Here is a 23,230-nt window from a genome sequence, read left to right as displayed (position 1 = left end):
CTACACCTCGCTTTCATAGAATACCCAGGACTTCGATGTGCGGAAGAATATAACCGTAACCAAAAGGATGATGATAAAAAGAATCCACGCAATGGCGGAGGCTTGCCCCATTTCGCCAAACTGAAAGGCCTGCCGGTAAATATAGTAGTTATAAAACAGGCTGGCGTTATTGGGACCTCCCTGCGTCATAATCAGCGCCTCAGTAAACACCTGAAAGGCTCCGATTGACCCCATGATCAAATTAAAGAAGATAATTGGCGTCATCATGGGAATCGTAATATACCGGAATTTCCGGAGGGCGCCGGCACCGTCCACAGTGGCCGCCTCATACAAGGATCGTGGCACCCCTTGCAATCCCGCCAGGAAGATGATGATCGTGCTTCCCATCCCCCAAAGGCTCATCATCACAATCGAAGGCACCACCGTTTGTTCGGAATACAGCCAGTTGAGCGTGGGCAGATTCAACGCTTCAAGAAAGCTGTTGAACAATCCCAGATCGGGACTAAACAGCCAGAGCCAGATCATGGAAGAGGCGACCGCAGGCACAATGGACGGCAAATAAAAGATCGTGCGAAAGACAGATTTGCCGCGGATGAATTGCATGTTCAGCAAAAACGCGGCCATAAAGGAGAACACAAGGCCCAGTGGAACACGGAGAATCACGTATTTCAAGGTGACCCATAACGAGTTGTAAAAATAGGGATCCGTTCCATCAAAGAGCCGAATATAATTGGCGAGTCCGATAAATTTAGGTGTATTAACAATCCGGTAATCCGTAAAGCTGAGCAGTAAACTGGCGAGCATCGGCAGCATGACAAACAACATCAGTCCCAAAATGCTGGGTAGGGCAAACAGGATGCCCGCCATTGCGATCCGGCGTTTGTGTTGAATATGAATCCCCCCTATCTTCAATGAATATCGTTCACGTCATGAATAAACCGCGGTTTGCTGCTGCCGCCAGAAGAGGATCACCTTCCGTAATATCCCTCGATTAGCGGCAGTACTTTGGGCTCCACACCTTTTAGCGCCTCTTCCGCTTTTTGTTTGCCCGTCCACACCAAATCGAGTGCGGGCGTGACGAGTGCGTTGATCTTGTCCAGGTTCTTCACTTCAAAACCGGGCGTGCGAAATCCGTTTTCAATAGTTTGTTTCATAAAGGCTTCCGTGTAGCCTTCCGGATGCGCTTTGTTCCCTGCCGCCCATTTGTTGATCAGCTCGGGATTCGTGTACCACTCTTTCTTCAGCGGCATCCATAATCCACCCTCGATCAGTGGCAGCACCGATTCGGGGTCCGTCATATATTTATACAGCAGCCAAGCTTCTTCCGGATGCTTGGTAGATTTGAAAATGACTGTTGGCGCGCCGTCCAGCAGCGTGTTGCTTTCCTTCAGCTTTGGCAGTACCCCGACGCCGAGATTAAAATCCTGTTCTGCAAAGGCTTGAAGCGCCCAGTTGCCGGATACCGTCATGGCGACCTTTTTTGTCTGAAGCGCCGTGTCCGGCATGTTTTTGGTCTGCAGCGGAGTAGGGGAAACGTGATGTACATACATCAGATCCGCAAGCTTTTGAATCGCTTCAATCGCTTCCGGCCGGGCAAGCCCGAAGCCTTTTCCGTCCTCGGTCAGGAAGTTGCCTCCGTTGGAGACTACCGCCGCCATCATGTTATAAGGATCGTATTGAAGGCCGAATTGCCTGATTTTATCCGGGTTAAAATTCGGATCCAACGCATTTCTTCCTTGATCGTCCAGCGTTAATTTTTTGGCGTACTCCACAAACGTGTCCCAATCCCATGCTTTGTCTGCATCCGTTGGGGGCAGCTCGACCCCAGCTTCCAGCAGCAAATCCTTGTTGTACATAAGACCATAACCTTCGACGGCGGTACTCATCCCGATGATGTTGCCAGGATCGATTTCATACCATATCTGGTCCAGATAATCTTCCTTTTTAAATTCAGGGTCGTTCTCCATAAACGGTGTGAGGTTCAGCAATTTCCCGTCACGTCCCCAGCTCAGAGCCGCTCCCGATGATAAATAACCGAGATCCGGCGCAACGTTCCCTGCGACCATCGTGGTCATTTTGGTCAAATAATCCGCTGGTACATGCATCGGTTCCACCTGGATGCCGGTTTCCTGCTCAAAGCGCTCAAGCGCTTCTGTAACCGTCTTCTTTTCAATGGTGTCTCCCCAGAAGGAAAATTTGAGCGTGATCGGCTCCTTCTGACCGTTCTTGCCACCTTGGGCTTCGGGAGCGCTCCCGCTGTCCGAGCAGCCCGTCAGTAACAAGCTGATCGCCAAAGCAGACGATAAAACCACTCCTGCGAGACGTTTGGCTCTGTTCATATACGAAACCTCCATTCATTGGTTGATGGTTTGTATATTTATTGTAAAAAAAAACCGTTCCGAATAAAATTCCAACATATTTGTATAGGTGGAGTATTTTCACATGTTTGATACAGGAAGGTTGATTTTTACCGTTGTGCCCTGCTCTTCCACTGAAGTCAGGGTAACGCCATAACCGTCTCCATAGATGAGTTTGATTCTTTTGTCCACATTCCGGATACCGATCGACTCGCGTTCAAGTTTTTCCAGCTCTTCTAATTTGCCGGGAGCGATGCCCGTGCCGTTATCCTCCACCGTAAAAAAACGCTCACCATCGGCCATCCATCCCCGGATGGTGATCCTTCCCCCGCTGTGCAAACGGGAAAATGCGTGAACGATCGCGTTTTCGACAAACGGCTGCAGGAACAGCTTGGGAACTTGGTATGCATACAGTTCAGGGGCAATGCAATAGTTGACGGTAAACCGATCTTCGAAACGCTGATTGGTAATGTAAATATAATGTTTCAGCCAGTTCAGGTCCTGGGCCAAATCGCCGATGTCCTGGCTGTTCTCGGAGGTATACTGCAACATCGAGGACAAGCTGACAATCATGCGGCTCAACTCTTTTTGGTCGTTTTCGAGCGCCGTCCAATTCATGATATTCAGCGTGTTGTACATAAAGTGGGGATTCAGCTGAATATTCAGCGACATGATCTTTGTTTCTTTTTCCCGCAGCTTGACTTTGTAATTCTCTTCAATCAAATTGTTGATTTTGACATTCATTTGATTAAATTTGTGGATTAACAGCCCCATTTCGTTGTAGGACTCCACGGGTATTCGCGTGTCGAATTCACCTTCGCCTGTTTTTTTGATTGCTTGAAGCAGCTGATGAATGGGCCTGGTAATGGAATTGGCAAAAATATACGCAAGCAGGAGCGAAATAAGCAGGAGGATAATGGCCAAGTAAAAGGTATACGATTTGATCTCCGGCAAAAAAGCCGACACCATCGCTTCTGGCGATATGGTGACACCCGAGATCCATCCCGTCACCTCAGACGTATCAAAACAAACGATGAGCGGCTTTCCATCCTGCGTCACCTTCAAGGTGCCGCTTTTCATCTCCGACATTTCATCCAGCCAAGCAGGATCGATGCCTGTCATTTCATGCTCCATGGACGTGCCCGCCACAGGCTGTCCGTCCGGGCTGACCACAAAAAAAGAAGCTCCGGCAGAAGGGAGCGTGTCGGCGAAGCGGGAATGATAGATTTCCGGCCGGTACACAACGGCCAGCATGGGAAGCTCGGCCTTTCCCTGCAGTTCGACGACTTCGCCGTTATTGATATTGAACAGCTTCAGCAAGCGGACGCCCGCCAACAGGCGAACATATTCGGGAGGCTTGGAGCGGCGGATATCCTGCTTAAACATCTGATCAAACGAGAAGGTCGGCACCCACTCCATGGCCCCTTCCCCCTGTATAGCAGCCTGGTACAATGCCGTTTGGTTGAAATTACTATACGGAATAAAAGCGGAGGCACCCGTGGGGCCAATGTTGGAATAACTGGTAATGAGATGTATAGAATACAGCTGCCCCAAGTCCGTAAAGTACGTGTTTAACGTCCGGCTAACCTTTTTCTCCATCGAGATCATGCTATATTCGTCTGCTGGGTTTGCATGCAGATACTGCTCATACAACGTTTGATCCGCGATGATGGCCAGACTGCTTTCTTCCACCTGCGCGAGCTCAGCGTCCATGATTTCATTATTTTGCTTTACGATGGAATACAGATTTTTCCTGGCAAATTCGGAAACAAATTCCCGGCTTGAATGAAAATACATCCAGCTCAGGATGCTGAGGGGGAGCGAAACGATGAGTGCATAGGTCAGGAAAAGCTTGAACCTGTAGCTGAGATCCTTAAAACGTAGCAATAGACAACGTCCTCTCAAATGACATCCCTTCCTTTTAGCGTGTAGCGGATAAATGGCGATATTCTTCGGGGCTTGTGCCAAACTCCTTGCGAAACAGACGAATGAAGTACTTTGCGTCCTTATATCCTACGCTCTCGGCAATTTGGTAAACCTTCTGGGAGGTCTGCAGCAGCAGGCCAGCGGCTGCCTTCATTCTGGTATGGGTGATGTACTGATGGACGGTCATGTGGGAATGCGTTTTGAATAGCATACAAAAATACGAGGAATTAAAATGAAATTTCGTTGCCAGCGTGCTCAGTGACAAATCGCCTTCGCCATAGTGCGTATCAATATAGGCTTTGCAGCTGTCGATAATGGACCCGGCTTTGCACTGCCGCCGTTGATCCATACGATCCGTCAGCTCGAAGATCCACTCCCGGGCCGCCTCTTTTAGTTCATCAACGGTATGACAGTGAAGCAAAGCTTCCTCATATGCAGTGCTATGTAAGGGCGCAAACCCTTTCTCCACTAAAAGGGAGATGATTTGATGGATCGAGGCGGCGAGAAAGTACTTCAATTTTTCCGGCTCGGGAAAGCCGTTTCCGGCATCCTGGCAAACAGCTGAATCCAGACAGGCTTCAATTTCCGGCTTGTTACCGGACAGAACTGCTCGGGTCAGCCCGTTTACTTCAAGCTTCACGACGGCAGGCGGGTCTCCATTATTCATCTGCTCGGCTTCATACAGCGCCCCTCCGCCTTTATAAAATCTGGCTTTGAGCGCATGGAAAGCCTGCTGGTAAGCTTGTTTGGCTTCTTGCCATTCGGCAAAATAACGTCCAAGGCCAAACGTTAATTCCGCTCCGTATGCCTGCAGGAAGTGTTGAATGACCTCCTGCAGCTTGACTTCAAAGCCGGCAGTCACCATGGAGGAAGAATCGGAGTTTATAATCAAGGCGGTGAGCATTTGTTCCTTCATGCAAAAAGTGCAGGAGAATCCCGATTCCTCCATCATCTTCAGCAGACTCCCTTTGAGGCTACTGAGCAGAAATTGATGGTCCTTCACCAAGCCAAAAACAGCGGTCAGCACGATCCCTCGCTTGAATTCCGGGAATGCGCTCTCTAATAATCGATAATCTTGATCAGATGGACATCCTTCCAACAGTTCGGAAAGTGCGGATTCTACGCATGCCAGACGTGCACTGCTGACTTTACGCTCCGCCTTTGCAAGCAGCGGCAGGATGTTCTGTTCTTCCACCGGCTTTAACAAATAATCACTGGCACCTAACTGGAGCGCACGCTGCGCATAAACAAAATCGGAATAAGCGCTTAATATGATGACGCTTTCACTTCCTCCGCGACGGGTCAGCTGTTCCATTAATTCCAGGCCGTTCATAACCGGCATCTGAATGTCCGTGAACACCAGATCCATCGGATGAACATTTAAATTTTGCAAAGCCTCCTCCCCGTCTCTGGCATGAAAAATGTTATACCCCGGTTTCAGAGCCTTCAGCATTCGGGACAGTCCTCTTCTGTGCTTCGGTTCATCATCCACAACCAAAATGTTTAACATGTTTCATCCCCTCTCCTAACCATTCGTGTCGGAGCAAAACACCGACAAATACTTGACTTCATCGGTCACCAGCATGTATTTATGGTTTTCCACCGAATCGAAATACAGGCTGTCACCGGCATTTAAAGTGTACTCTTCCTTCCCTACGTAATAAATCATTGTGCCTTCAAGCACATAGATAAATTCCTGCCCGACATGGGAAAAGGTCTTTTTGCCCGTTTTGCCTTTCTGTGCAACAAAGTAAAATGGCTGCATTAGTTTTTCCGGCCGTTCGGCCGCAATAGCGGAAAACACATACCCTCGATCCGTCTGGACCATGTTTTCCATACTCCTGGCTTTTGGCGTATACACCGTTCCGTTAAAATCGTTATCGTCCAGCAAAATAGAAATTTTGGTTCCAAGTGTGTCGGCAATCTTGATTAGCGTGCCGATCGGAGGAATCGTCTTCCCGTTTTCGATTTTGGACAACAAGCTTTTGGTAAATCCGCAAGCCATTGCGATGTCATCTTGACTCCGGTTTTGTTCTTTTCGGAGCTTTCGGATTTTGCTTCCCAGTTCCATTCCCATCGATCTCCTAACCAAGCGTCATTCAACATAGTTTAATCATATGAAACAACATCAAATCAAAATTGTCAATAAATATTAACAAATACATCTAGATAATTTAACATAGCTGTGATACAAATAATACCGGATCTTGGGTGGGCTCTAAAGGCTGCTTTCACAGCACAATGCGGGAACGACTGCGCAGCGAGGAAGGGTACGCCCTTTCGGTACGTTGCATGATCGAGCCCGAGAGTGTGTTTGGGCAAATGAAGAACAATCGGGGTTTTCGAAGGTTCCTGCTTCGCGGCTTGCAAAAAGTAAGCCTGAAGGTCGGGTGGCTTTGCCTTGTCCACAATCTGCTCAAGAAAGCCACGATCCGGAAAAACGCAAACGGGACGAAGCAGAATAGACCTCTGCTTCGTCCTGTTTGAACATATCAGTGTTATTGCTCCCAACCGTATGACAATGATTTTCACACCGTGTTGGAACGTCACTTAAGTACTCTATTTCTTAAAGTCCGCCTGCTGCTGTTCATAGATTTCATAGAAGTCATCCCAGACAAGTACATTGTCCTTTTCCTTGCTCCACCATTCTTTGTACCACGTTTCAATCTCCGGGCCACCACCCTGCTCCCACTTTTGCTCCGCTTCTGCAGCAGCCTGCTCTACCGTGTACTTACTGCCGCTAATAATGGAGCGAGTGAAAATATCATTAATAGCTGTCGTCACATTGGTAAGCTTCACCTGAAGTTCTTTGGGCAGCTGGGGCATATGTTCCGAATGGGTAACCCCTTCGCCCACCGGCAGATCGTTCATGTATACTTCCCGCGCTTCCTTGAAGAGACGAAGTCCTTCCTTCTGGGACGGGATTTCCTCATTGAACAGCATTTCGGTGTATCCACATTTGCCCTCTTCCAGGCGACTGTACAGCATCGCGTAATCTCCCGCCCAGCTCATTTCCTGTTTGTACTTTTCCTGATCAGATATGCGCGGGCAGCCCTGTTCGTTCAACGTATAATGAGTGCCTTCGAACCCGTTTTTGACCGTTCGGCCTGTCTCGGTTTTGGTCAGAAAATCGATATATTGAATGACGGCTTCCGGATTTTTGGCACGGGCATTCACGACCGCCGTCATCTGTACCGGGTTATTCCATACCATCGTATATTGACCCACCGATGTGGAAGGCAGGGCAATGACCTTCAGCTTGGCATCAGGTACATTTTGCATGAGCGTATCCAGTTCCTTGGCCGCAAATCCGGTATAATCGGACGTCATGGCGGCATACATGCCTATTTTCCCATTCAGGAAATCCTGCTTGGATTTAGCTCCATCCTTGTCAGTCAGAAAATCTTTGTCTACTACCCCCGCCTCAAACAATGCCCGCTTAAACGCCGTCGCTTCCTTCATGTGATTGGGCCCGACCACGATCTCCCCGTCCTCCACGTTAACCCAATTGGCATTGTACATGTAGCGGAACAATCCCGCAGTGTCACCAAACTGCAAACCTCCGATTCCAAAAGTATCATCTGCACCGTTCCCATCCGGGTCATTCTCTGTGAATGCCTTGGCGACCGCCAGCATCTCTGCTTCGTTCGTCGGCACCTTCAGGTTTAGCTTTTCCAGCCAATCTTCACGGATGAAAAAACTGGTCAGCGGAAATACCTCATTCATCCGGCCAACTTCATATAGCTTGCCATCGCTCTTGATCCCAGCCTTCTTTAACTGTGGATACTTCTCCATCAGCGCTTTATATTCCACACTGGAGTTCTCGATGAGGTCATCCAATGGCATCAGTTGTTTTTGATTAAATAACGTATTTCGAATAGGCGTTCCGAATTCAAAAATAACATCCGGCGCACTGCCCGAAGCGAACAGCACATTTAATTTGGACTGGGATTCCCAGCGGGGAACCGCCGTATATTTGACATTGGCCGGGCCGTTCTCATTGATCCACTTGGACCACATGTTATCCTCAATCGTTCCCATACCGCTTGGTACGGCGCCCCGATCATAGATCGTAGACGTTATATTACCACGCCCACCTTCCCCTTCAGCCTGCTCACTTCCATTTCCTCCTGAACACCCAGCCAGTATTCCGCCGATCAAGCCCAGAACAAGACCGGACTTCATCCATGCCTTGATGGATATCGTCATACGATCAGACCCTCTTTCTTATATAATGTGAAATGAAATAAGCGAATGGCTTGCAGCCTGCACTACCCTTTGATGGATCCCAGCATAACCCCTTTAACAAAGTACTTTTGCAAGAACGGATACACTGCCAGAATGGGAATGACCATCACGATTACGGCCGCTGCCCGGATGCCCTCTGGCGTCAGATTCGAAATCATCGTCGGATCGGTAAAATCCTGCACGTTCAGATTGGACATGATCATATTCTGAACCAGTACAGTCATGTTGTATTTGGAGGTATCGTTGATATAGATCATCACACTCATGAACGAATTCCAGTATCCTACACCATAGAACAGAGCAATGGTCGCCAGTAATGGTTTGGACAAAGGCAGCACGATTCGAAATAACAGACCGAGCTCTCCGCATCCATCAATGCGTGCAGCTTCGTCTACTTCCCCTGGCAAATTTTCAAAATAGGATCTCATAATCAGCATGTTATACGTACTCACCAGACCCGGTAGCCAAAGTGCACCATAGCTGTTCACAAGCCCGAGGTTCTGCACCACCAGATAAGTCGGAATCAATCCGCCGTTAAAAATCATCGTGAATACCATCGCCATCGTAAAAAACCTGCGGTGGTAAAAATGCCTGCGCGACAGCGGGTACGCCGCCATAATCGTAACAGCCATACTCAGTCCCGTACCGATTAACGTAATCTCGACACTGTTCCAGAACGCATTCAGGATCGGCGTCCCGGTCAATAGACTGTGATAGGAAAACCAGGTGAAGTCGACCGGCCATAGCCCTACTTTACCGGATACTACGGCTCTCGCATCACTCAACGACAAAGCCACAATATTCAGGAGGGGCAGGATACAGCTGATGGCGACCAATGTTAACAACACATAATTGATCATATAAAAGACTTGTTCTCCTCGTGTTTTTCTCACTCTGCTCCGCCTCCCTTACCACAAACCTTCGTTAAATCGACGTGCAATATAGTTGGCACAATAGATGAGAATAAAGGCGACCAGCGATTCAAATAATCCCATGGCCGTCGTCAGGCTGAACTGCGCTCCCTGAAGACCTGTGCGATAAATATACGTACTGATGACATCGGCTACCTCGTTCACGTTGGAGTTCTGAAGCATATATACCTGGTCAAATCCAACTTCCATTACGCGCCCCATTGACAGAATAAGCAGAAGAATAATGGTGGAGCGAATGCCCGGAAGGGTCACATGCCAGATCTGCCGCAGCTTGCTCGCTCCATCCATCTGTGCAGCTTCGTACTGGCTTGGGTCAATGGTCGTCAGTGCCGCCAGAAAAATAATCGCGTTAAAGCCCATGTCCTTCCAGATGCCTGACCCAACAAACACGGCGATCCAGGAGCCTTTGTTGTACATAAACGGATACGGCTCTCCCGTCCAAGCTTCCACCCATCGATTCACGATTCCGTTCTCCAGTGAAAATACGGTCATGATCATCATCGCGATGATGACCCACGAGAAGAAGTGCGGCATGTACACCACGGTCTGCACGGTCCGCTTAAACGCCATGTTTCTCACTTCATTCAGCATGATCGCCAGAATAATCGGGATGGGAAAACCCACGATAATGCTAAGCAGACTGAGAAATAAAGTATTGCGGATGATCTCCACTGTACGCGGATCACTGAACAGCGTCTGAAAATGTTGAAAGCCCACCCATGGACTGTTCCAGAGCCCGTCGTAGAAGTTATAATCCTTGAAGGCGATGACCAGCCCCCCGATCGGCGCATAACGAAAGATAAGATAAAACAGGATCACCGGAAGAAACATCAACAGTAACGGAATATTCGTCTTGAAACGGCGAAGCCGCTGCTGCCGAATTCTCTGCCTCACTTCGCTGTCAGGCGGTTCCAGTCCTGGCGGCCCTGCGGCCAGCTCTCTCTTCATGTTCATCACTCCTCTCTGCTGTGGATGTCTATAGTTGTATTTTAGATAAAAATGTAAGCGTAAACATTCGATATTCAACGATCCTTTTTTAAATTTCTACGCAAAATAACCCCACATCGTGGGGCTGTGTTTGGTAACGAGCATGGTATGAGAACAATCGTAACGATGGCAGATTCCATCCACCTCTATCCGTTGCTCTCAAGGCTCGGCTGCTTGCGAAATTCGCGGGGCGACAGCCCGGTTATCTGTTTGAACACGGTGGTAAAATAACTGGAGTTATCGAACCCGGTCTGTTCGGCGATGTCCGCCATGCTCTGCCGGGTGCTGTGCAGCAGCAGCTTCGCCTTATCGACTCTCCGCTTGCTGACGTACTGACTGAAGCCATGTCCGGTTTCTTTTTTGAACAGGTGACTGAGATAGTTGGGGGTCACGTGAACATGCGCGGCTGCCGCCTGAAGATTGCAATTGCTGGAATAGTTCATCTCGATGTACTGAAGGACCCGTGTGACCACATGATCCTGCTGTTCCTGCGTAAGCCGTACCAGCATACCAAGCCATTCTTCACTTTTGCAGCGTGCCCAAGCCATCACTTCCGATACCGTATGAACCCAGAGCAATGGATCTGGACCGAACTTGTCAACACCCGCAGACTGTTGTAGACGGAACTGCTGTACCAACAGATCGGTCATCACCTTCATGAGCAGCTGAATCTCGGCTTTACATTCAGGCAGAGGCATCCGGGAAGCTTTGCTGAACAGTTCCTCGATCCGTGCAGCCATTTGCGGCATCTGCTGGTTCAACAAGAGTGCTGCCAACTCATCTCGCAATCGATCCGATTTCTCCACTAGACTGTACTGTTCCCTAATTCGGTTATCGGATTGTCGCTGGCGGTAACGCTCATGCGCTTTACGCAGAACACGACAGGCCTCATCTAGTGAAAAGGGCTTGAGCAGAAACTCCATGGCGCCATAACGGATGGCGCGCTGTGCATATTCAAACTCCCGATAGCCAGTCAAAATAATGATCATAATGTCCTGACCACGATCATGGATCTGTTCTGCCAAGTCCAAGCCATCCATCACCGGCATGTTGATATCCGTAATAATCAGATCCGGTGTACAGCTACTTACGGCCTGTAGCGCTTCTTCTCCGTCAGCAGCTTCGCCAACCACTTCCCACCCGAGCGGATTGTTGGAAACCAGATGTATCAATCCTTGCCGAAACATCGCTTCATCATCGACTACGAGCATTCGTCCATTCAATGGATGTATTCTCCTCTCAGCATTTTATCTGTTCACGTCCAGCAACCTATTCTACCTGATAGGGCAAACGAAGCCGCACCAGCGTTCCCACTCCAGCAGTGGATTCGATCTGCACACCATAAGGCTCGCCATGAATCAGTTCGATCCGTCTAAGTACACTTCGCATACCAATGTGTTGACGCTCCTCCTCAGCGTGCGCCAAGGGTGCAAAAATACGATCCATCATGGATGGGTCCATCCCGCATCCGTTATCGGCTATCTCCAGGATAAGCATGTCCGATTCTGCTTCATTTCCCACGTACCGGAAGCCGCGAATCTCCAGACGACGATTGTCCCTTTTATCCGCAAAGGCATGTACAAACACATTCTCCACGATGGGTTGCAGCAGCAACCGAATAACCTGGCAACGGAGCAGTTCAGAAGGAACGGAAATCTCAATCGACAAGGCCTCCTGATACCGGGCCTGCTGAATCTGCAGGTAATGGTCAATCTGGGTCATCTCATCCTGTAGGGTAGTCAACCGCTGGACCGGCTCCAGTGTATATTGCAGCATCTCGGACAAGGCCGTAACCAGACGCGCCGACTTCTCATCTCCAAGCATATAGAACTTCCAGAAAAACATGCTTAATGTGTTATATAGAAAATGTGGATTCAACTGGGCCTGTATAGCCTTGAGCTCAGCTTGCTTTTCACTTAACTCGCGCTCATAGACTTCATGAATCAACGTATCGATCCGTGATGCCATCGCATTGAATCGCTCTCCGATGAAGCCCAGCTCATCCTGTGTCTGAATCTGAACGCGTGTATCAAATTGTCCGTCGCGCACTCTTTTCATCGCGTTAACCAGACTAGCCAGTGGACGCAACAGCCTGCGGCTGATGATGGTAATAATGATCCACGAACATAGAACCGTGGCTGCCGCAGAAAATACAGCTACCTTTACGATAATCTTGCCCTTGTGCTGAATCTGTGCCAAGGATACTTTGCTGATCAATGTGAACTTGGCTTTGTCCGACGTTTGTTTTGTATACAAATGAGCGGTTCCCTGCTCGTCCCTAATCTCGGTTGCCCCCATGCTTAGTTGTGTAAGCGGTGGTGGGTCCGCATCTTGATTATGAAACGCATATACCAGTTTCCCATCTGCATCCAACAAATACGCAGCAATATCTTCATTAAGACGTAGGTCCTTGAGATAGGATTCAAACAGAGAGGTATTAAAGAGGATTAACATGACTCCATACGTCTCCAGATCAACAGAACGCATTAAACGCCCTGCCAGAATCCAGTTGGATTTTTCCTCCTGAAGAAAAGCATCTGCATCCAGACGGTTCCATACATATTCTCCTCCCGTCCCTTCCAGCTTATGGACCATCTCAGCCAAATATGAAGGGTCCATCTGTTGAAACGATCCGGCAAACGTGCCGAGATTAAATATGTTCCCCTTCAGATCATAGATTCGAATTCCCATGATCTCCGGTGCATCTAGACGTACCTGATACAACTGGTCATCCAGTTCATCCTCCAGCTTCATCTGATCGTAGGAGGAAATGCCCGCAGCCTGCGCCTTGATTGCATTTTTCACGGACGGGTTCAACGTAATGTAGTCCGTCACTTTATACATGTCGTGTACTCTGGAGTCGAGTCTTGCAAGTACCTGTTCTGCGGTAAGACTATACTGGCGACTCACTTCTTCATTAAACAGCGAAATATGTATGCGATAAGTAATTAACCCCGTGATGCCTGATATCAATACAGTCGCCGCCGACAGGAACAAAATCAGTTTTGTTCTGAATTTAAAGCGTTTACATAATTGAATCCATCTCATCGCTCTTCGCACCTCACCCTTGTCCCGCACCACTTTATTCTTAAAAAAGATATCATACCCCTATGTAAAACAACAGAAAAACCCTGACCCGTATATCATAAGTTAAATACTGGGTGCATACGACAATGTGCCTGCATGCTCATGCTGCACTTCTGCCTGTTCTATTCTCACTTACGGTGAGAACAAAAAAACACGGTCATCCATGAAGGACAACCGTGTTGATATGTATGCTTAGTGTGCTGCATTATTCGTTTCAATTCATCGCGCATGGATGATGCAGCAGGTTCAGATTCCTCTTATTTGATGCCTTTGGCCTTCTCCATATGATCAGCCCGAATCTGGGGATCCGTGGAATTGACTGCGGACAACAAATTGTAGATCGCCTGTATATCCTGTTCTTTATACAACGTTTCGGGGACTTCGGTCTCAAGCCTTTCCGTTTTGCGCAGAATGGTCTCCACCAATTCATGATCATAGATAATCAGTTCATCCGAATTGACATACCGCACAGCGGGATCAACGCTGATCCGGCAGCGATTGGTGAAGGTCACCATGGAGACGAGACGAACTCGTTTATAATCGCCGAGGTGTGCCTGAATAGCCTCTACATGCCCCCGGTGTTGCATTAGTGGGTTATACATCTTGATTCGGCTGCTGCTGACTGTCCAGTTGGCTTCTCTTCGGCCGCCGCGGATCTCACCTGTGGTCAGGTTTCTTGTCTCAATCACGAAGATTCCCCGCGGACCGATGACAACATGATCAATCGATGAGTAACCCGAGCGAGACTTGGTATTGGCAACGAGCAAGTCGTTCAGAACTTTGTATTCACCCGGAAGACCATGCAGCTGCTGGGCAGTATTTGGTTCCTCTGGCTGACGGGTCCAATCTGCATCCGATTTCGTTTTGCGTCGACTGCGGACCCGTGTGGGAATAGGAGACGTTGACGGTAAAGATGAAGCGGAAGCTGTGATCTGGTTCGCGAGCTCTGGCTGTGACTTGAACAGAGACAGGATTTTTTTGAACATGGGCAAGCTCCGTTCTATGTAGTGTGGGTTTCGCACATCCATTATGTATACTTCTATTACTTATGTCGGATAAAGAGGGGCAAAAATAAAGGGAAGAGGAGCAAAAATCCATTGTTCAACTAAAGTATATACGATTCTTTAACCAATACTGTGACTTTAGACGCATACGAGAAGGGGGAATTTTTAAAAAAAACAGCGCATCCCTTTCTATATGAAGAAAAAGAACACGCTGTTGTCTTGGTTGTGACAATTAAGCCTGTAAATAATATGTGTAAAGCACCTGTGTACCCTTCTCATCCAGACCGTTGCTGGATATTTCCTGATACAAGGATTCGGCCAGCGCTAGCCCTGGCGTCTTCATGCCCATGGCTTTGGCTGATTCGAGAGCGATACCCATGTCTTTGATAAAATGTTTCACATAGAATCCAGGCTCATAATCGCCTGCGATCATGCGCGGACCGAGATTGCTAAGCGACCAGCTTCCAGCTGCACCGGTAGCGATGCTCTTCAGCACATTCTCCGCGTCCAGACCGGAAGTCTTGGCATAAGCGAGTGCCTCGCATACACCCATCATGCCTGAAGCAATGGCGATCTGGTTGCACATTTTGGTATGCTGTCCTGCTCCCGCCTTGCCTTGCAGCACAATATTGGTGCCCATTTGCTCGAACAGTGGACGAACCGCTTCAAAGGCCTCCGTACTACCGCCGACCATAATGGACAGTTTGGCATCCCGTGCTCCAATATCTCCACCGGAAACCGGTGCATCCAATGCATGCAGTCCTTTCGCTTCCGCGGCTTCATAGATCCGTGCAGCCAGCAGCGGACTGGATGTGGTCATATCAATCAGATACGAGCCCGGTTTGGCGTTCGCCACGAGACCATCTTCACCGAGATAAATCTCCTCGACATCTTTCGGATACCCCACCATCGTGATGATGACATCACACTCGGCTGCCAGTTTGCCTGGTGTGTCATGCCATACGGCACCTTCCTTCACGAGCGCTTCCGCTTTGGCGGCCGTGCGCGTATAGACATGCAGCGGGTAGCCTGCCTGCTGGATGTGACCTGCCATGCTTTTGCCCATCACGCCTGTACCGATAAAGCCAACTTTCATCTCTCCAGGTGCCTTCGTATTTGTCATCGTAGGTTTCCTCCTTATTTCTCTATCCTTCGAATGGAGCTTGTCTTCTAAACTTGCCATAACTGTATGTTAATGCTTTCTGTCTCTTCCGTCTATCTTGTTTCGACTTCTATTGTGCAAAAAGATAAAACAGGAATCGAAAATCCATTTCTTGTACAACCTAACGGAAACTTCCTTGAACGGAAAGGAGGATTCCCATGAGCCGTGAAAAGGGAGAAATCACGATATGGCTGTCCTTTTCCATCATTTTGTTAAGTGCAGGTCTCGTGTGCCATGTTCTGTCCATTCCGGCGATTCTGGATTATGCAGGCAGAGATGGTTGGCTATCGGTAGTGGCTGCTGCTCCTTTCTTTATGTTGTTTCTATGCATGATGTTCGTTATTATCCGGCGGGTACGCGGGCAGCGTTTGACTGACTGGATCACGCGGGAATTTGGTCCAATTCCTTCATGGATTTTCCGTATTACTGCCTCACTTATGCTGCTTGCACTTGGCTCACATACCTTATATGAAACAACCAACTGGACGGTATCCACCTATCTGCAATTTACCCCACCCTATGTGCTCGCAGGCGTGGGTGCACTGGTTGCTGCCTGGTCAGCTGCCAAAGGCATCCGTTCCATCGCCATGACTTCAAGTCTTCTGCTTCCCTTCGTAATCCTGCTTGGATATTTCGTGATGTCTGCCAACATGAAATACAAAGACTATGGCCAGTTGTTTCCCATCATGGAATATGGTTCAGGGCCTGTACTGAGCGGTATGATCTATTCGCTTGCCGGACTGATGGAAATCTGGATATTGATGCTGTTCCAACACGATATCAAAAGCAAAATTCGCTGGTGGCATCTTCTGCTGCTCGGGTTATTCATGCTCAGTATGGCGATTGGTCCAACGCTGGGAGCCATCGTTGAGTTCGGTCCGGAGGAAGCCGCGAAACAACGAAACAGCCCCTATGAGCAATGGAAGCTGGTGAATATCGGGAAATTGCTTCAGCACGTGGATTTCCTGTCCATCTATCAATGGCTGAGCGGTTCTTTTGCCAGAGTGGCTATCTCCATTTATCTTATCGTCGATCTGCTCGATTTTCGCAGACCAAAGAAAAGATACATTGCCGTTCTAATCGTCACCTTCATCATGTGCTCCATAGCTGTACAGTGGTGGAGAATTGATTACGTTGATTATTATGTAAACCATATTCAGTTTCCCATTATGCTGGCCTATGTATCCACGGTGACGGTCCTATTGACCCTCGCCGCATTCATACACAAAAAAGACAAGGAGGCTCCCGCTCATGCCGCTCACAACCACACCAAAGAAGAACCCCCATCTGGCTGAAGCTTTCCGAATCAATGAGCATAATCTGACGACGTTTTTTGCAGGTTCAGATGATGTGATTATCAGCAGCCATATGATTGGGGAGTCTCCGCAGCAGATTGTCATCGTGTATTGCAGCGGTATGGTCGACAGCAAATCCATATATGATATTATTCTTCCCGAATTGACGCGAACGTACGAGAGTACTCATTTTGTTCGTGCATCGGATATCGAGAAGTCCATCACCCTGCAATGGACAAGTATGGACTTACAGAACAATCCACTTGGAAAGGAACTCATGTCCCTGCGGGTGTTTGAGGGACATATGCTCATCTGCATTCCTTCCCTCCAGAAGATGTGGAGCATGGATATATCCAACATTCCTACCCGTACGCCCGATGAATCCACCACGGAAATATCCATCCGCGGTTCACGGGACGGCTTTATCGAACGACTGTCGGTCAATATTGCCTTAATTCGTACACGCCTGCGTACAGCAGAGTTGGCCTGTAATATTGAATTAATCGGTTCTCGCTCCGTGACCAAAGTCGCCCTGATGTATATCAAGAACATTGCCAATCCCGAACTGATTGATGATGTCAAGAATCGGCTGCGCAAAATCGACATAGAGCGCATTCTGACCGCCAATGAACTGGAGGAATTATTGTCCCCTTCCAAAATCACATTGTTTCCGGTAACCCATTACACGGGCAGGCCTGATTTTGCGGCGGAATGTCTTCTGAACGGACGTTTCATCCTTATCGTGGATGGCAATCCCAGTGTGATCATTGGACCCGTTAATTTGTTTCTGCTTCTCAAATCACCTGAGGATGCCAGCTTTCCTTTTCTTCCAGTGAATGTGGGTCGCATGCTGCGCTTTATCGGGCTATTGGTGACCGTATTCTTACCTGGTTTCTATATTGCACTGACTTCATTTCACATGGACCAGCTTCCCTTCCCCCTTGTAGCCACGATCTCGGTTGGGCGGATGGGCCTGCCTATGGAGTCTGGTGTGGAAATGTTTCTCATTATGCTTCTGATGGAGCTGTTCCGGGAAGCAGGGGTGAGACTTCCCAGCGCCATCGGACAGACGCTCACCGTTGTTGGCGGATTGATAATCGGGGATTCAGCCATTCGTGCAGGCATGGTTTCCCCGCTCATGATTGTCGTCATTGCCGTAACCGTAGTGGCCGGTGCAACGATTGTGAATCAGGTCATGACCAGCTCTGTTCTGATTCTGCGCTTTTTCTGTTTTGTACTGGGGGCATCCCTCGGCATATACGGGTTCATACTGTCCATTATCTTGTTCCTGATCTATCTGACCGATCTGAAATCGTTCGGTATTCCTTATCTGACACCCCTCAGTCCGCTTCATTTCAAACAGGCACTCGCCTCCATGTTCAAGTTGCCGAAGGGCTGGTTGAAACGCAGACCCGTATATCTGGAAACGCAGGAGCCACGCAAGGAAGGGAATGATCGATGAAGCGGCTTATACAACGATGGTTGCTCGGGCTGCTAAGTTTCTCTCTTTGTTTCGTGACTAGCGGGTGCTGGAGTGCCTATGAGATTCAACAGGTGGACTATGCCAAAGCGATCGGCATCGATTACAAGGACGGGTTGTACCATATGTATGTTCAAAGCATGGACTTTGCCAGTGTAGCCAAAAGTGACAGTTCAACCAAAACGGCGGAAAACCCGCCCGTATGGGTTGGACATGCATCAGGGAAAACATTGAATCTGGCAGTAAACGAACTGTTCCGAAGTTCCCAGCTTCATATCGCCTGGGGCCATGTCACAGCCATTGTCATGGCCGAAAATATCCTGACGAGCAAGCATATTAAGGAAGTGTTCGACATGCTTGGACGTTTCCCGGAATCACGTTATACAACCTGGGTATACGGTACTCGCGATCCATTGGAAAATATTCTGAGTGCCACGTCCATATTCAATATGTCGCCGCTGGACAGTATTCTGCATAACCCTCTTCCCTCATTCCTCGAAGAATCGCTGTTTCCTCCGGTGCTCAGTTTCAAACTCATTGCCACCCATAACGATGCGTCCACGACAACTTATCTGCCTTGCATCACTATGAACAAGGAACACTGGTCGCAGAACAAAAAGAATCATGAGCTGTTTATGATTGACGGCGCTTTTTTTGAAAGAACCGGGGATGATTTTGAATATTTGCCCCATAGCAAGCTTCCTGGATATCACTGGTTACTCAAGGATATGCGGCGTGCGCCATTGATTATTGAAAACAAAGGAACCATCTATGGTGTGCTCAGCGTCGGCTTGCCCAACATCAAGATTGTGCCTGTCATTCGTGGAAATGAGGTTTATTTCAACATCAATGCCAAGTACCTGACCGCCTTGTATGAATATCTCACCCCTGTTTCCTATGACGAGATGGTCCAATTCAGCGAGAAGACATTGCGGGATCAAATCTTGCAAACGTATCGCGAAGGTCTAAAACGTGGAGTCGATATCTATGGACTTCAGGAGAAGGTTTATCGCAAAAATCCAAGCCTGTGGCGCAAGCTGTCCAACAACGGCACAAAGATGATCCTTACGGAAGATTCCATTCAGAAGCTGAACATTCATATTACGATTCCATATACGGGTAAATTCCGTAGAAAAGTGTAGCCATAACAAATCCCCTGCCGTATGAAACGGACAAGGGGATTGTTTGATTGATGAGTAGATCGTATTACCAGCGTTATCGAGCCCTCGGATGTCCATCTGCATTTCCGTTATTGGCTGCTGAATTACGGCATACCACAACCTCCCTTGATCAGAGGGTTCGAGGATACCTGCCTCCACTTCCGCAGACGAAGAATTTGGCTCATAGCGGATAAGTAATCTGGTTATGTCCGAATTGTGGATATATCCGTATACAATATAGCTCATGTTGTCATTAGAATACTGATATCCCGTCAGACGATAAGATATTGGCCCATCTTTATTGTCCTCAAGGACACTTCCTGATTTTAATACTTCTGAAGACCACTTCCTATCCTGGATCAAGGCAGAAGCAATACCATCAGTTTGAGTGTCCTGATATAAAACCAAGTGAGTTCTTGAATCGACGGGTGCTACCACCCTCACCTGTTCAGCCCCTCTTTTCTTTAAAAGCTAAATTTCAATCCTAAGTAATCGACTATGATCCATGAAACAGGCCAGAGTAATGGAACATGAACAACCCAGTAAGGGGCTTTATATCGCCCGTTCTCGTAACTGATCCCACAATAAAAAATCGCGAATAATACACCTAAAGGATAGGTGAAAAGAATTTTAACCAATAGATCACGGGAAGTGTCATATGTGTGTGGATACGGTGCCGCCAAGGACATACCAAGTCCAAAAAGAGCCATAGGCCAAATGAACAAAGTAACTCCATACAAAACCAAAAATAATAATAAATAGTTGTATAACTTCTCATTCTTCCTCTTGCTCATATGCCCTCCTGATTGCCTGAACGTAATCGCCCAACGCGAATAATCTTTACCAAAAGATTCTACAGGATGGATATGGAAATATAAATAGTTTGTTCCTTATTGATTAATAAAATGACCTCCAACCGTACAGGTTAGGAGGTCATTAATGATGTTAAATTAACGTAGTTGTTAGATGAAGTTTTTTTGTAATAATTTCACTTTAAATTTATCCATTCATTATAAATCAATATCTACATACCCGAAATCACATGCCTACAAAAATAAGCTGAAAGTCTATACTTTCAATCTCAATAAGCTAAATATAATGGAATGCTTATAGGACGTTCTTACCAGTCCGATCTGAGATATGCCTAATTCTGGGAAAGAAATGAAGAAATTAAGCATGATTATGGATAATATAGCTCATACTACCTTCAGGAAAATATTGAAGGAGTGACAACATGAGGTTAAAAAGTATCTTCGCCATTGGAGCCGTGTTAGCTTACTCAACTCTGTTATGGGGCTGTGGCAATGGCACTGCGAATAATGTGCCTCCGCAGCAGAATAACTCGGTCCGATCGGAGAGTTGGAGCGATCCTAAACGACTGGAAGCCTCCCACCTAGAAGCGTTGGAACGGATGGAAAAAGATCATATTCATCGCATGGTTTCGCTGAATGCGAGCATGGATGAAGACAAAGTGATGACCACGCTTGAACGATCGAGCCAGAAGCTGGAGGAGATGAGACCACTCGCTGAAATGCTGCAACTCGAAGGGCATCCAGCCCTATTACAGCGAATCCAAGAGATGTCGGGTGATATCCAAGGATCCAAAACCGTGGTTGCTGAGATGAAAAAATTGCCTCAGGACGGTAAAATTAAGATTCAGTCTGAAAACTCCGATTCCTTGCACCACATTAGCAGTTTTCGCGATTACCACCAGTACATGCAAGAGAAGATTCAAACTTTGAACAAGGCGAAGTCAGCCACACATTAATCTGTATCGGCTACTCGGATGACGTTCCCCTAAATCAATGCATAAACAAAACAAACCATAATAGTTAGATGGGAAGGTTCATTCCTATCTAACTATTTTCTTGTGAAGAGGTATTATCGTACCCTGCTGCGATCCCTTCGATCTTCTCTGTCCGCTTCCTCCATTTTACGAATATATCGCTTCAGTTCTTCTTTATGAGCCTCGAGTTCAGTCAGCTTTGCAGATGCCCCATCCATAAATGACTGCATCTTATGTGTCAGTTCTGTTGCGGATGTACCGATCCAGTCTTGTTGCAATCGGCCATGAATGGAGCGCATTTTCTGTTCCTGCTGCATGAGCCGTTGCTGCAACTGCTCACATTGCTGAACAGCCCTTCTTAAATCAGACAAGGATACGGATATTCTGCCCATTTCTCATTTCCTCCTGTTAGTCCTTCTATGTAAAAATAAATTAGTGTTGGTCTGCGATTACAAAATCCTCTCTTTTACGTTCAATATATTCCGCAATTTCGCTGATGGATTCCTGATACCAACGATTGATCGCTTGCAGTGTTGCTGTTGCGTTATAGGCGATGGGAGTAAAGGACTGACTTTCGCTGGTAGATATATGTGTCTGAAACATCTGAATCGAAGCCTGGGCATCATTCGAGAAGCCACTCAAACTTAGCCTCATCTCCCTAGCAGCCTGCGCTAACTCTTCCGGTGTTAATTGAATCTTGCCCCCGCCCATTCCACTAACATTTCCTGTAGCCGCTGCGATCAACGGAGGAACAATGCCTGACATCAAATTGGAGAACGTGGCTAATGCTTCCTGATGTGCTGTCCATCTTGGAGAAATATCAATCGTTTCTCCAGTGCTCCGGTCTATTAGCCGGCCTTTCAGATTTCCATTCTCATCAAACTCATATTGAGCCATGGAATGATACCCCTTGCCTTCGTCCTTCGAGAATGAATCAAAAAATCTCATAATATCACCCACATGAAGCTTGTCCAGATCCACACCTACCCTAACGTCATGAACTAACATTGGTGAGCCTGCTCCCAGAGGCTGAAAAGGGACCTTTAACTGAAACTGAAATTTCCAGTTCTGATACATCGCATTAGCGGTGTCAAAGTCCTGACCTTTATACACGGTACTTCCTACGTGCCTGTCATATTCACTTATTCCCCCAGCCCCTACAGAATCATTGGGATGAACCACGTTAACCATTTTGTTATCAAAATGACCCTCATTCACCTTAGCCAAACTGACATCATCCAGGAGATTCGTTACACTAGGAGCACTATACGTCATCCCGGACACATCCTGACGTGCAGCTACATATTGAGCCAAACCGCCACCCAGGGAATGACCCGTCAATGAAATGTCTGAATCAGGGTACGCCACCTTCACCGCTTCATACAATTCCTCAGCTTGGTGAAACTGATTATTCTCCCAATCCATGTTATCCTTCATAAGCTTGAAGGGACTATTTTTAAATATATTATGGCGTTCTGGATCCGTGATTGCATCCTCAAGTCTTCTGGTTCTGCCACCTACGACATCGAAGGCGTCCGTCTCAATATCAGCTGCTTTTCCAATAATACCTTCAGGTTCAGTACCTCTATAGCCGATGATAACTTGATTTGTTTTGGGATTCTCAAGCACTACAGCATCAAATCCTGAATACGCACTATGCAGACTTGCACCCTTTGGTTCAACCGTTCTCCAATCCTTGTACTCATCCTTGTCCAAAATATCACTACGGCCTGCAGGAACATCCGTATATGCAAGCTCAGATATTTTTAAATATAATTCGTCAGTCATGTATTTATCCATCCTATT

General features: G+C 47.6%; 18 protein-coding genes and 1 pseudogene. 5 read left to right on the top strand and 14 right to left on the bottom strand.

The annotated features are described in order from the left end of the window. The 5 genes from ACFVQB_RS10965 to ACFVQB_RS10945 form a co-directional block, all read right to left on the bottom strand. The gene (locus ACFVQB_RS10965) at positions 1-804 is read right to left on the bottom strand and encodes a carbohydrate ABC transporter permease (RefSeq protein ID WP_379439646.1); all 804 of its coding nucleotides are present in this window, start codon (positions 802-804) and stop codon (positions 1-3) included. A 164-nt stretch (positions 805-968) separates the two neighbouring features. Continuing rightward, positions 969-2,339: an ABC transporter substrate-binding protein gene (locus ACFVQB_RS10960; RefSeq protein ID WP_379438259.1), complete on the bottom strand. Its 1,371-nt coding sequence runs from the start codon at positions 2,337-2,339 to the stop codon at positions 969-971. A 99-nt stretch (positions 2,340-2,438) separates the two neighbouring features. Continuing rightward, the gene (locus tag ACFVQB_RS10955) at positions 2,439-4,244 is read right to left on the bottom strand and encodes a cache domain-containing sensor histidine kinase (RefSeq protein WP_379438257.1); all 1,806 of its coding nucleotides are present in this window, start codon (positions 4,242-4,244) and stop codon (positions 2,439-2,441) included. A 34-nt stretch (positions 4,245-4,278) separates the two neighbouring features. Beyond that, positions 4,279-5,793, bottom strand: coding sequence for a response regulator (locus ACFVQB_RS10950; protein ID WP_379438254.1), 1,515 nt, complete (start codon positions 5,791-5,793; stop codon positions 4,279-4,281). Between the two features lie 15 nt (positions 5,794-5,808). After that, on the bottom strand, positions 5,809-6,354 hold the full coding sequence (locus ACFVQB_RS10945; RefSeq protein ID WP_379438251.1) for a helix-turn-helix domain-containing protein: 546 nt from the start codon (positions 6,352-6,354) through the stop codon (positions 5,809-5,811). 173 nt (positions 6,355-6,527) lie between these two features. Here ACFVQB_RS10945 and ACFVQB_RS10940 point away from each other — a divergent pair. Next, positions 6,528-6,770: pseudogene (locus tag ACFVQB_RS10940) on the top strand (transposase); the annotation flags it as partial. A 72-nt stretch (positions 6,771-6,842) separates the two neighbouring features. Here the strand turns inward: ACFVQB_RS10940 and ACFVQB_RS10935 are convergent. The 7 genes from ACFVQB_RS10935 to ACFVQB_RS10905 all read right to left on the bottom strand — a co-directional run bounded on the left by ACFVQB_RS10935 (position 6,843) and on the right by ACFVQB_RS10905 (position 15,724). Continuing rightward, positions 6,843-8,492 (bottom strand): extracellular solute-binding protein, encoded by a 1,650-nt coding sequence (locus tag ACFVQB_RS10935; RefSeq protein ID WP_379438248.1) that lies wholly within the window; start codon positions 8,490-8,492, stop codon positions 6,843-6,845. A 62-nt stretch (positions 8,493-8,554) separates the two neighbouring features. Then, complete coding sequence (locus tag ACFVQB_RS10930) at positions 8,555-9,424, bottom strand: carbohydrate ABC transporter permease (protein WP_062321002.1); 870 nt, start codon at positions 9,422-9,424, stop codon at positions 8,555-8,557. 15 nt (positions 9,425-9,439) lie between these two features. After that, positions 9,440-10,411, bottom strand: coding sequence for an ABC transporter permease (locus ACFVQB_RS10925; protein WP_379438244.1), 972 nt, complete (start codon positions 10,409-10,411; stop codon positions 9,440-9,442). Between the two features lie 185 nt (positions 10,412-10,596). Continuing rightward, entirely contained in the window at positions 10,597-11,673 is a 1,077-nt protein-coding gene (locus tag ACFVQB_RS10920; RefSeq protein WP_379438236.1) for a response regulator transcription factor, read from the bottom strand. A gap of 46 nt (positions 11,674-11,719) precedes the next feature. After that, complete coding sequence (locus tag ACFVQB_RS10915; RefSeq protein ID WP_379438234.1) at positions 11,720-13,498, bottom strand: cache domain-containing sensor histidine kinase; 1,779 nt, start codon at positions 13,496-13,498, stop codon at positions 11,720-11,722. Positions 13,499-13,794: 296 nt separating this feature from the next. After that, entirely contained in the window at positions 13,795-14,523 is a 729-nt protein-coding gene (locus ACFVQB_RS10910; protein ID WP_379438231.1) for a nuclease-related domain-containing protein, read from the bottom strand. A 250-nt stretch (positions 14,524-14,773) separates the two neighbouring features. Then, the gene (locus tag ACFVQB_RS10905; RefSeq protein ID WP_379438228.1) at positions 14,774-15,724 is read right to left on the bottom strand and encodes an NAD(P)-dependent oxidoreductase; all 951 of its coding nucleotides are present in this window, start codon (positions 15,722-15,724) and stop codon (positions 14,774-14,776) included. 137 nt (positions 15,725-15,861) lie between these two features. Here ACFVQB_RS10905 and ACFVQB_RS10900 point away from each other — a divergent pair, with 137 nt between their 5' ends. From ACFVQB_RS10900 to ACFVQB_RS10885, 4 genes are all read left to right on the top strand, one after another. Further along, positions 15,862-16,998, top strand: a complete 1,137-nt coding sequence (locus tag ACFVQB_RS10900) for a GerAB/ArcD/ProY family transporter (protein WP_379438226.1) — start codon at positions 15,862-15,864, stop codon at positions 16,996-16,998. Beyond that, entirely contained in the window at positions 16,955-18,460 is a 1,506-nt protein-coding gene (locus tag ACFVQB_RS10895; protein ID WP_379438223.1) for a spore germination protein, read from the top strand. The genes ACFVQB_RS10900 and ACFVQB_RS10895 overlap by 44 nt, the downstream gene beginning before the upstream one ends. After that, the gene (locus ACFVQB_RS10890) at positions 18,457-19,620 is read left to right on the top strand and encodes a Ger(x)C family spore germination protein (protein ID WP_379438220.1); all 1,164 of its coding nucleotides are present in this window, start codon (positions 18,457-18,459) and stop codon (positions 19,618-19,620) included. The genes ACFVQB_RS10895 and ACFVQB_RS10890 overlap by 4 nt, the downstream gene beginning before the upstream one ends. Before the next feature lie 1,252 nt (positions 19,621-20,872). Then, positions 20,873-21,406 carry a hypothetical protein gene (locus tag ACFVQB_RS10885; RefSeq protein WP_379438217.1) on the top strand — a complete coding sequence of 178 codons (534 nt, stop codon included), beginning with the start codon at positions 20,873-20,875 and terminating at the stop codon, positions 21,404-21,406. A gap of 113 nt (positions 21,407-21,519) precedes the next feature. On the opposite strand, the gene ACFVQB_RS10880 is transcribed toward ACFVQB_RS10885, so the two are convergent. Then, entirely contained in the window at positions 21,520-21,816 is a 297-nt protein-coding gene (locus tag ACFVQB_RS10880) for a WXG100 family type VII secretion target (protein ID WP_379438215.1), read from the bottom strand. 40 nt (positions 21,817-21,856) lie between these two features. Beyond that, complete coding sequence (locus ACFVQB_RS10875) at positions 21,857-23,212, bottom strand: Tle-like phospholipase domain-containing protein (RefSeq protein WP_379438212.1); 1,356 nt, start codon at positions 23,210-23,212, stop codon at positions 21,857-21,859. Between the last annotated feature and the right edge of the window lie 18 nt (positions 23,213-23,230).

Source organism: Paenibacillus sp. NPDC057886 (genome assembly GCF_042796655.1).
Taxonomy (GTDB): domain Bacteria; phylum Bacillota; class Bacilli; order Paenibacillales; family Paenibacillaceae; genus Paenibacillus.
This window is presented reverse-complemented; position numbering and strand designations above follow the sequence as displayed.

Excerpts from the sequence above, each read along its gene's own strand:
- ACFVQB_RS10965 (WP_379439646.1), bottom strand. The coding sequence starts at position 804 with ATGCTCGCCAGTTTACTGCTCAGCTTTACGGATTACCGGATTGTTAAT.
- ACFVQB_RS10960 (WP_379438259.1), bottom strand. The coding sequence starts at position 2,339 with ATGAACAGAGCCAAACGTCTCGCAGGAGTGGTTTTATCGTCTGCTTTG.
- ACFVQB_RS10950 (WP_379438254.1), bottom strand. The coding sequence starts at position 5,793 with ATGTTAAACATTTTGGTTGTGGATGATGAACCGAAGCACAGAAGAGGA.
- ACFVQB_RS10945 (WP_379438251.1), bottom strand. The coding sequence starts at position 6,354 with ATGGAACTGGGAAGCAAAATCCGAAAGCTCCGAAAAGAACAAAACCGG.
- ACFVQB_RS10935 (WP_379438248.1), bottom strand. The coding sequence starts at position 8,492 with ATGACGATATCCATCAAGGCATGGATGAAGTCCGGTCTTGTTCTGGGC.
- ACFVQB_RS10925 (WP_379438244.1), bottom strand. The coding sequence starts at position 10,411 with ATGAAGAGAGAGCTGGCCGCAGGGCCGCCAGGACTGGAACCGCCTGAC.
- ACFVQB_RS10915 (WP_379438234.1), bottom strand. The coding sequence starts at position 13,498 with ATGAGATGGATTCAATTATGTAAACGCTTTAAATTCAGAACAAAACTG.
- ACFVQB_RS10910 (WP_379438231.1), bottom strand. The coding sequence starts at position 14,523 with ATGTTCAAAAAAATCCTGTCTCTGTTCAAGTCACAGCCAGAGCTCGCG.
- ACFVQB_RS10905 (WP_379438228.1), bottom strand. The coding sequence starts at position 15,724 with ATGGCAAGTTTAGAAGACAAGCTCCATTCGAAGGATAGAGAAATAAGG.
- ACFVQB_RS10900 (WP_379438226.1), top strand. The coding sequence starts at position 15,862 with ATGAGCCGTGAAAAGGGAGAAATCACGATATGGCTGTCCTTTTCCATC.
- ACFVQB_RS10895 (WP_379438223.1), top strand. The coding sequence starts at position 16,955 with ATGCCGCTCACAACCACACCAAAGAAGAACCCCCATCTGGCTGAAGCT.
- ACFVQB_RS10890 (WP_379438220.1), top strand. The coding sequence starts at position 18,457 with ATGAAGCGGCTTATACAACGATGGTTGCTCGGGCTGCTAAGTTTCTCT.
- ACFVQB_RS10885 (WP_379438217.1), top strand. The coding sequence starts at position 20,873 with ATGAGGTTAAAAAGTATCTTCGCCATTGGAGCCGTGTTAGCTTACTCA.
- ACFVQB_RS10880 (WP_379438215.1), bottom strand. The coding sequence starts at position 21,816 with ATGGGCAGAATATCCGTATCCTTGTCTGATTTAAGAAGGGCTGTTCAG.
- ACFVQB_RS10875 (WP_379438212.1), bottom strand. The coding sequence starts at position 23,212 with ATGACTGACGAATTATATTTAAAAATATCTGAGCTTGCATATACGGAT.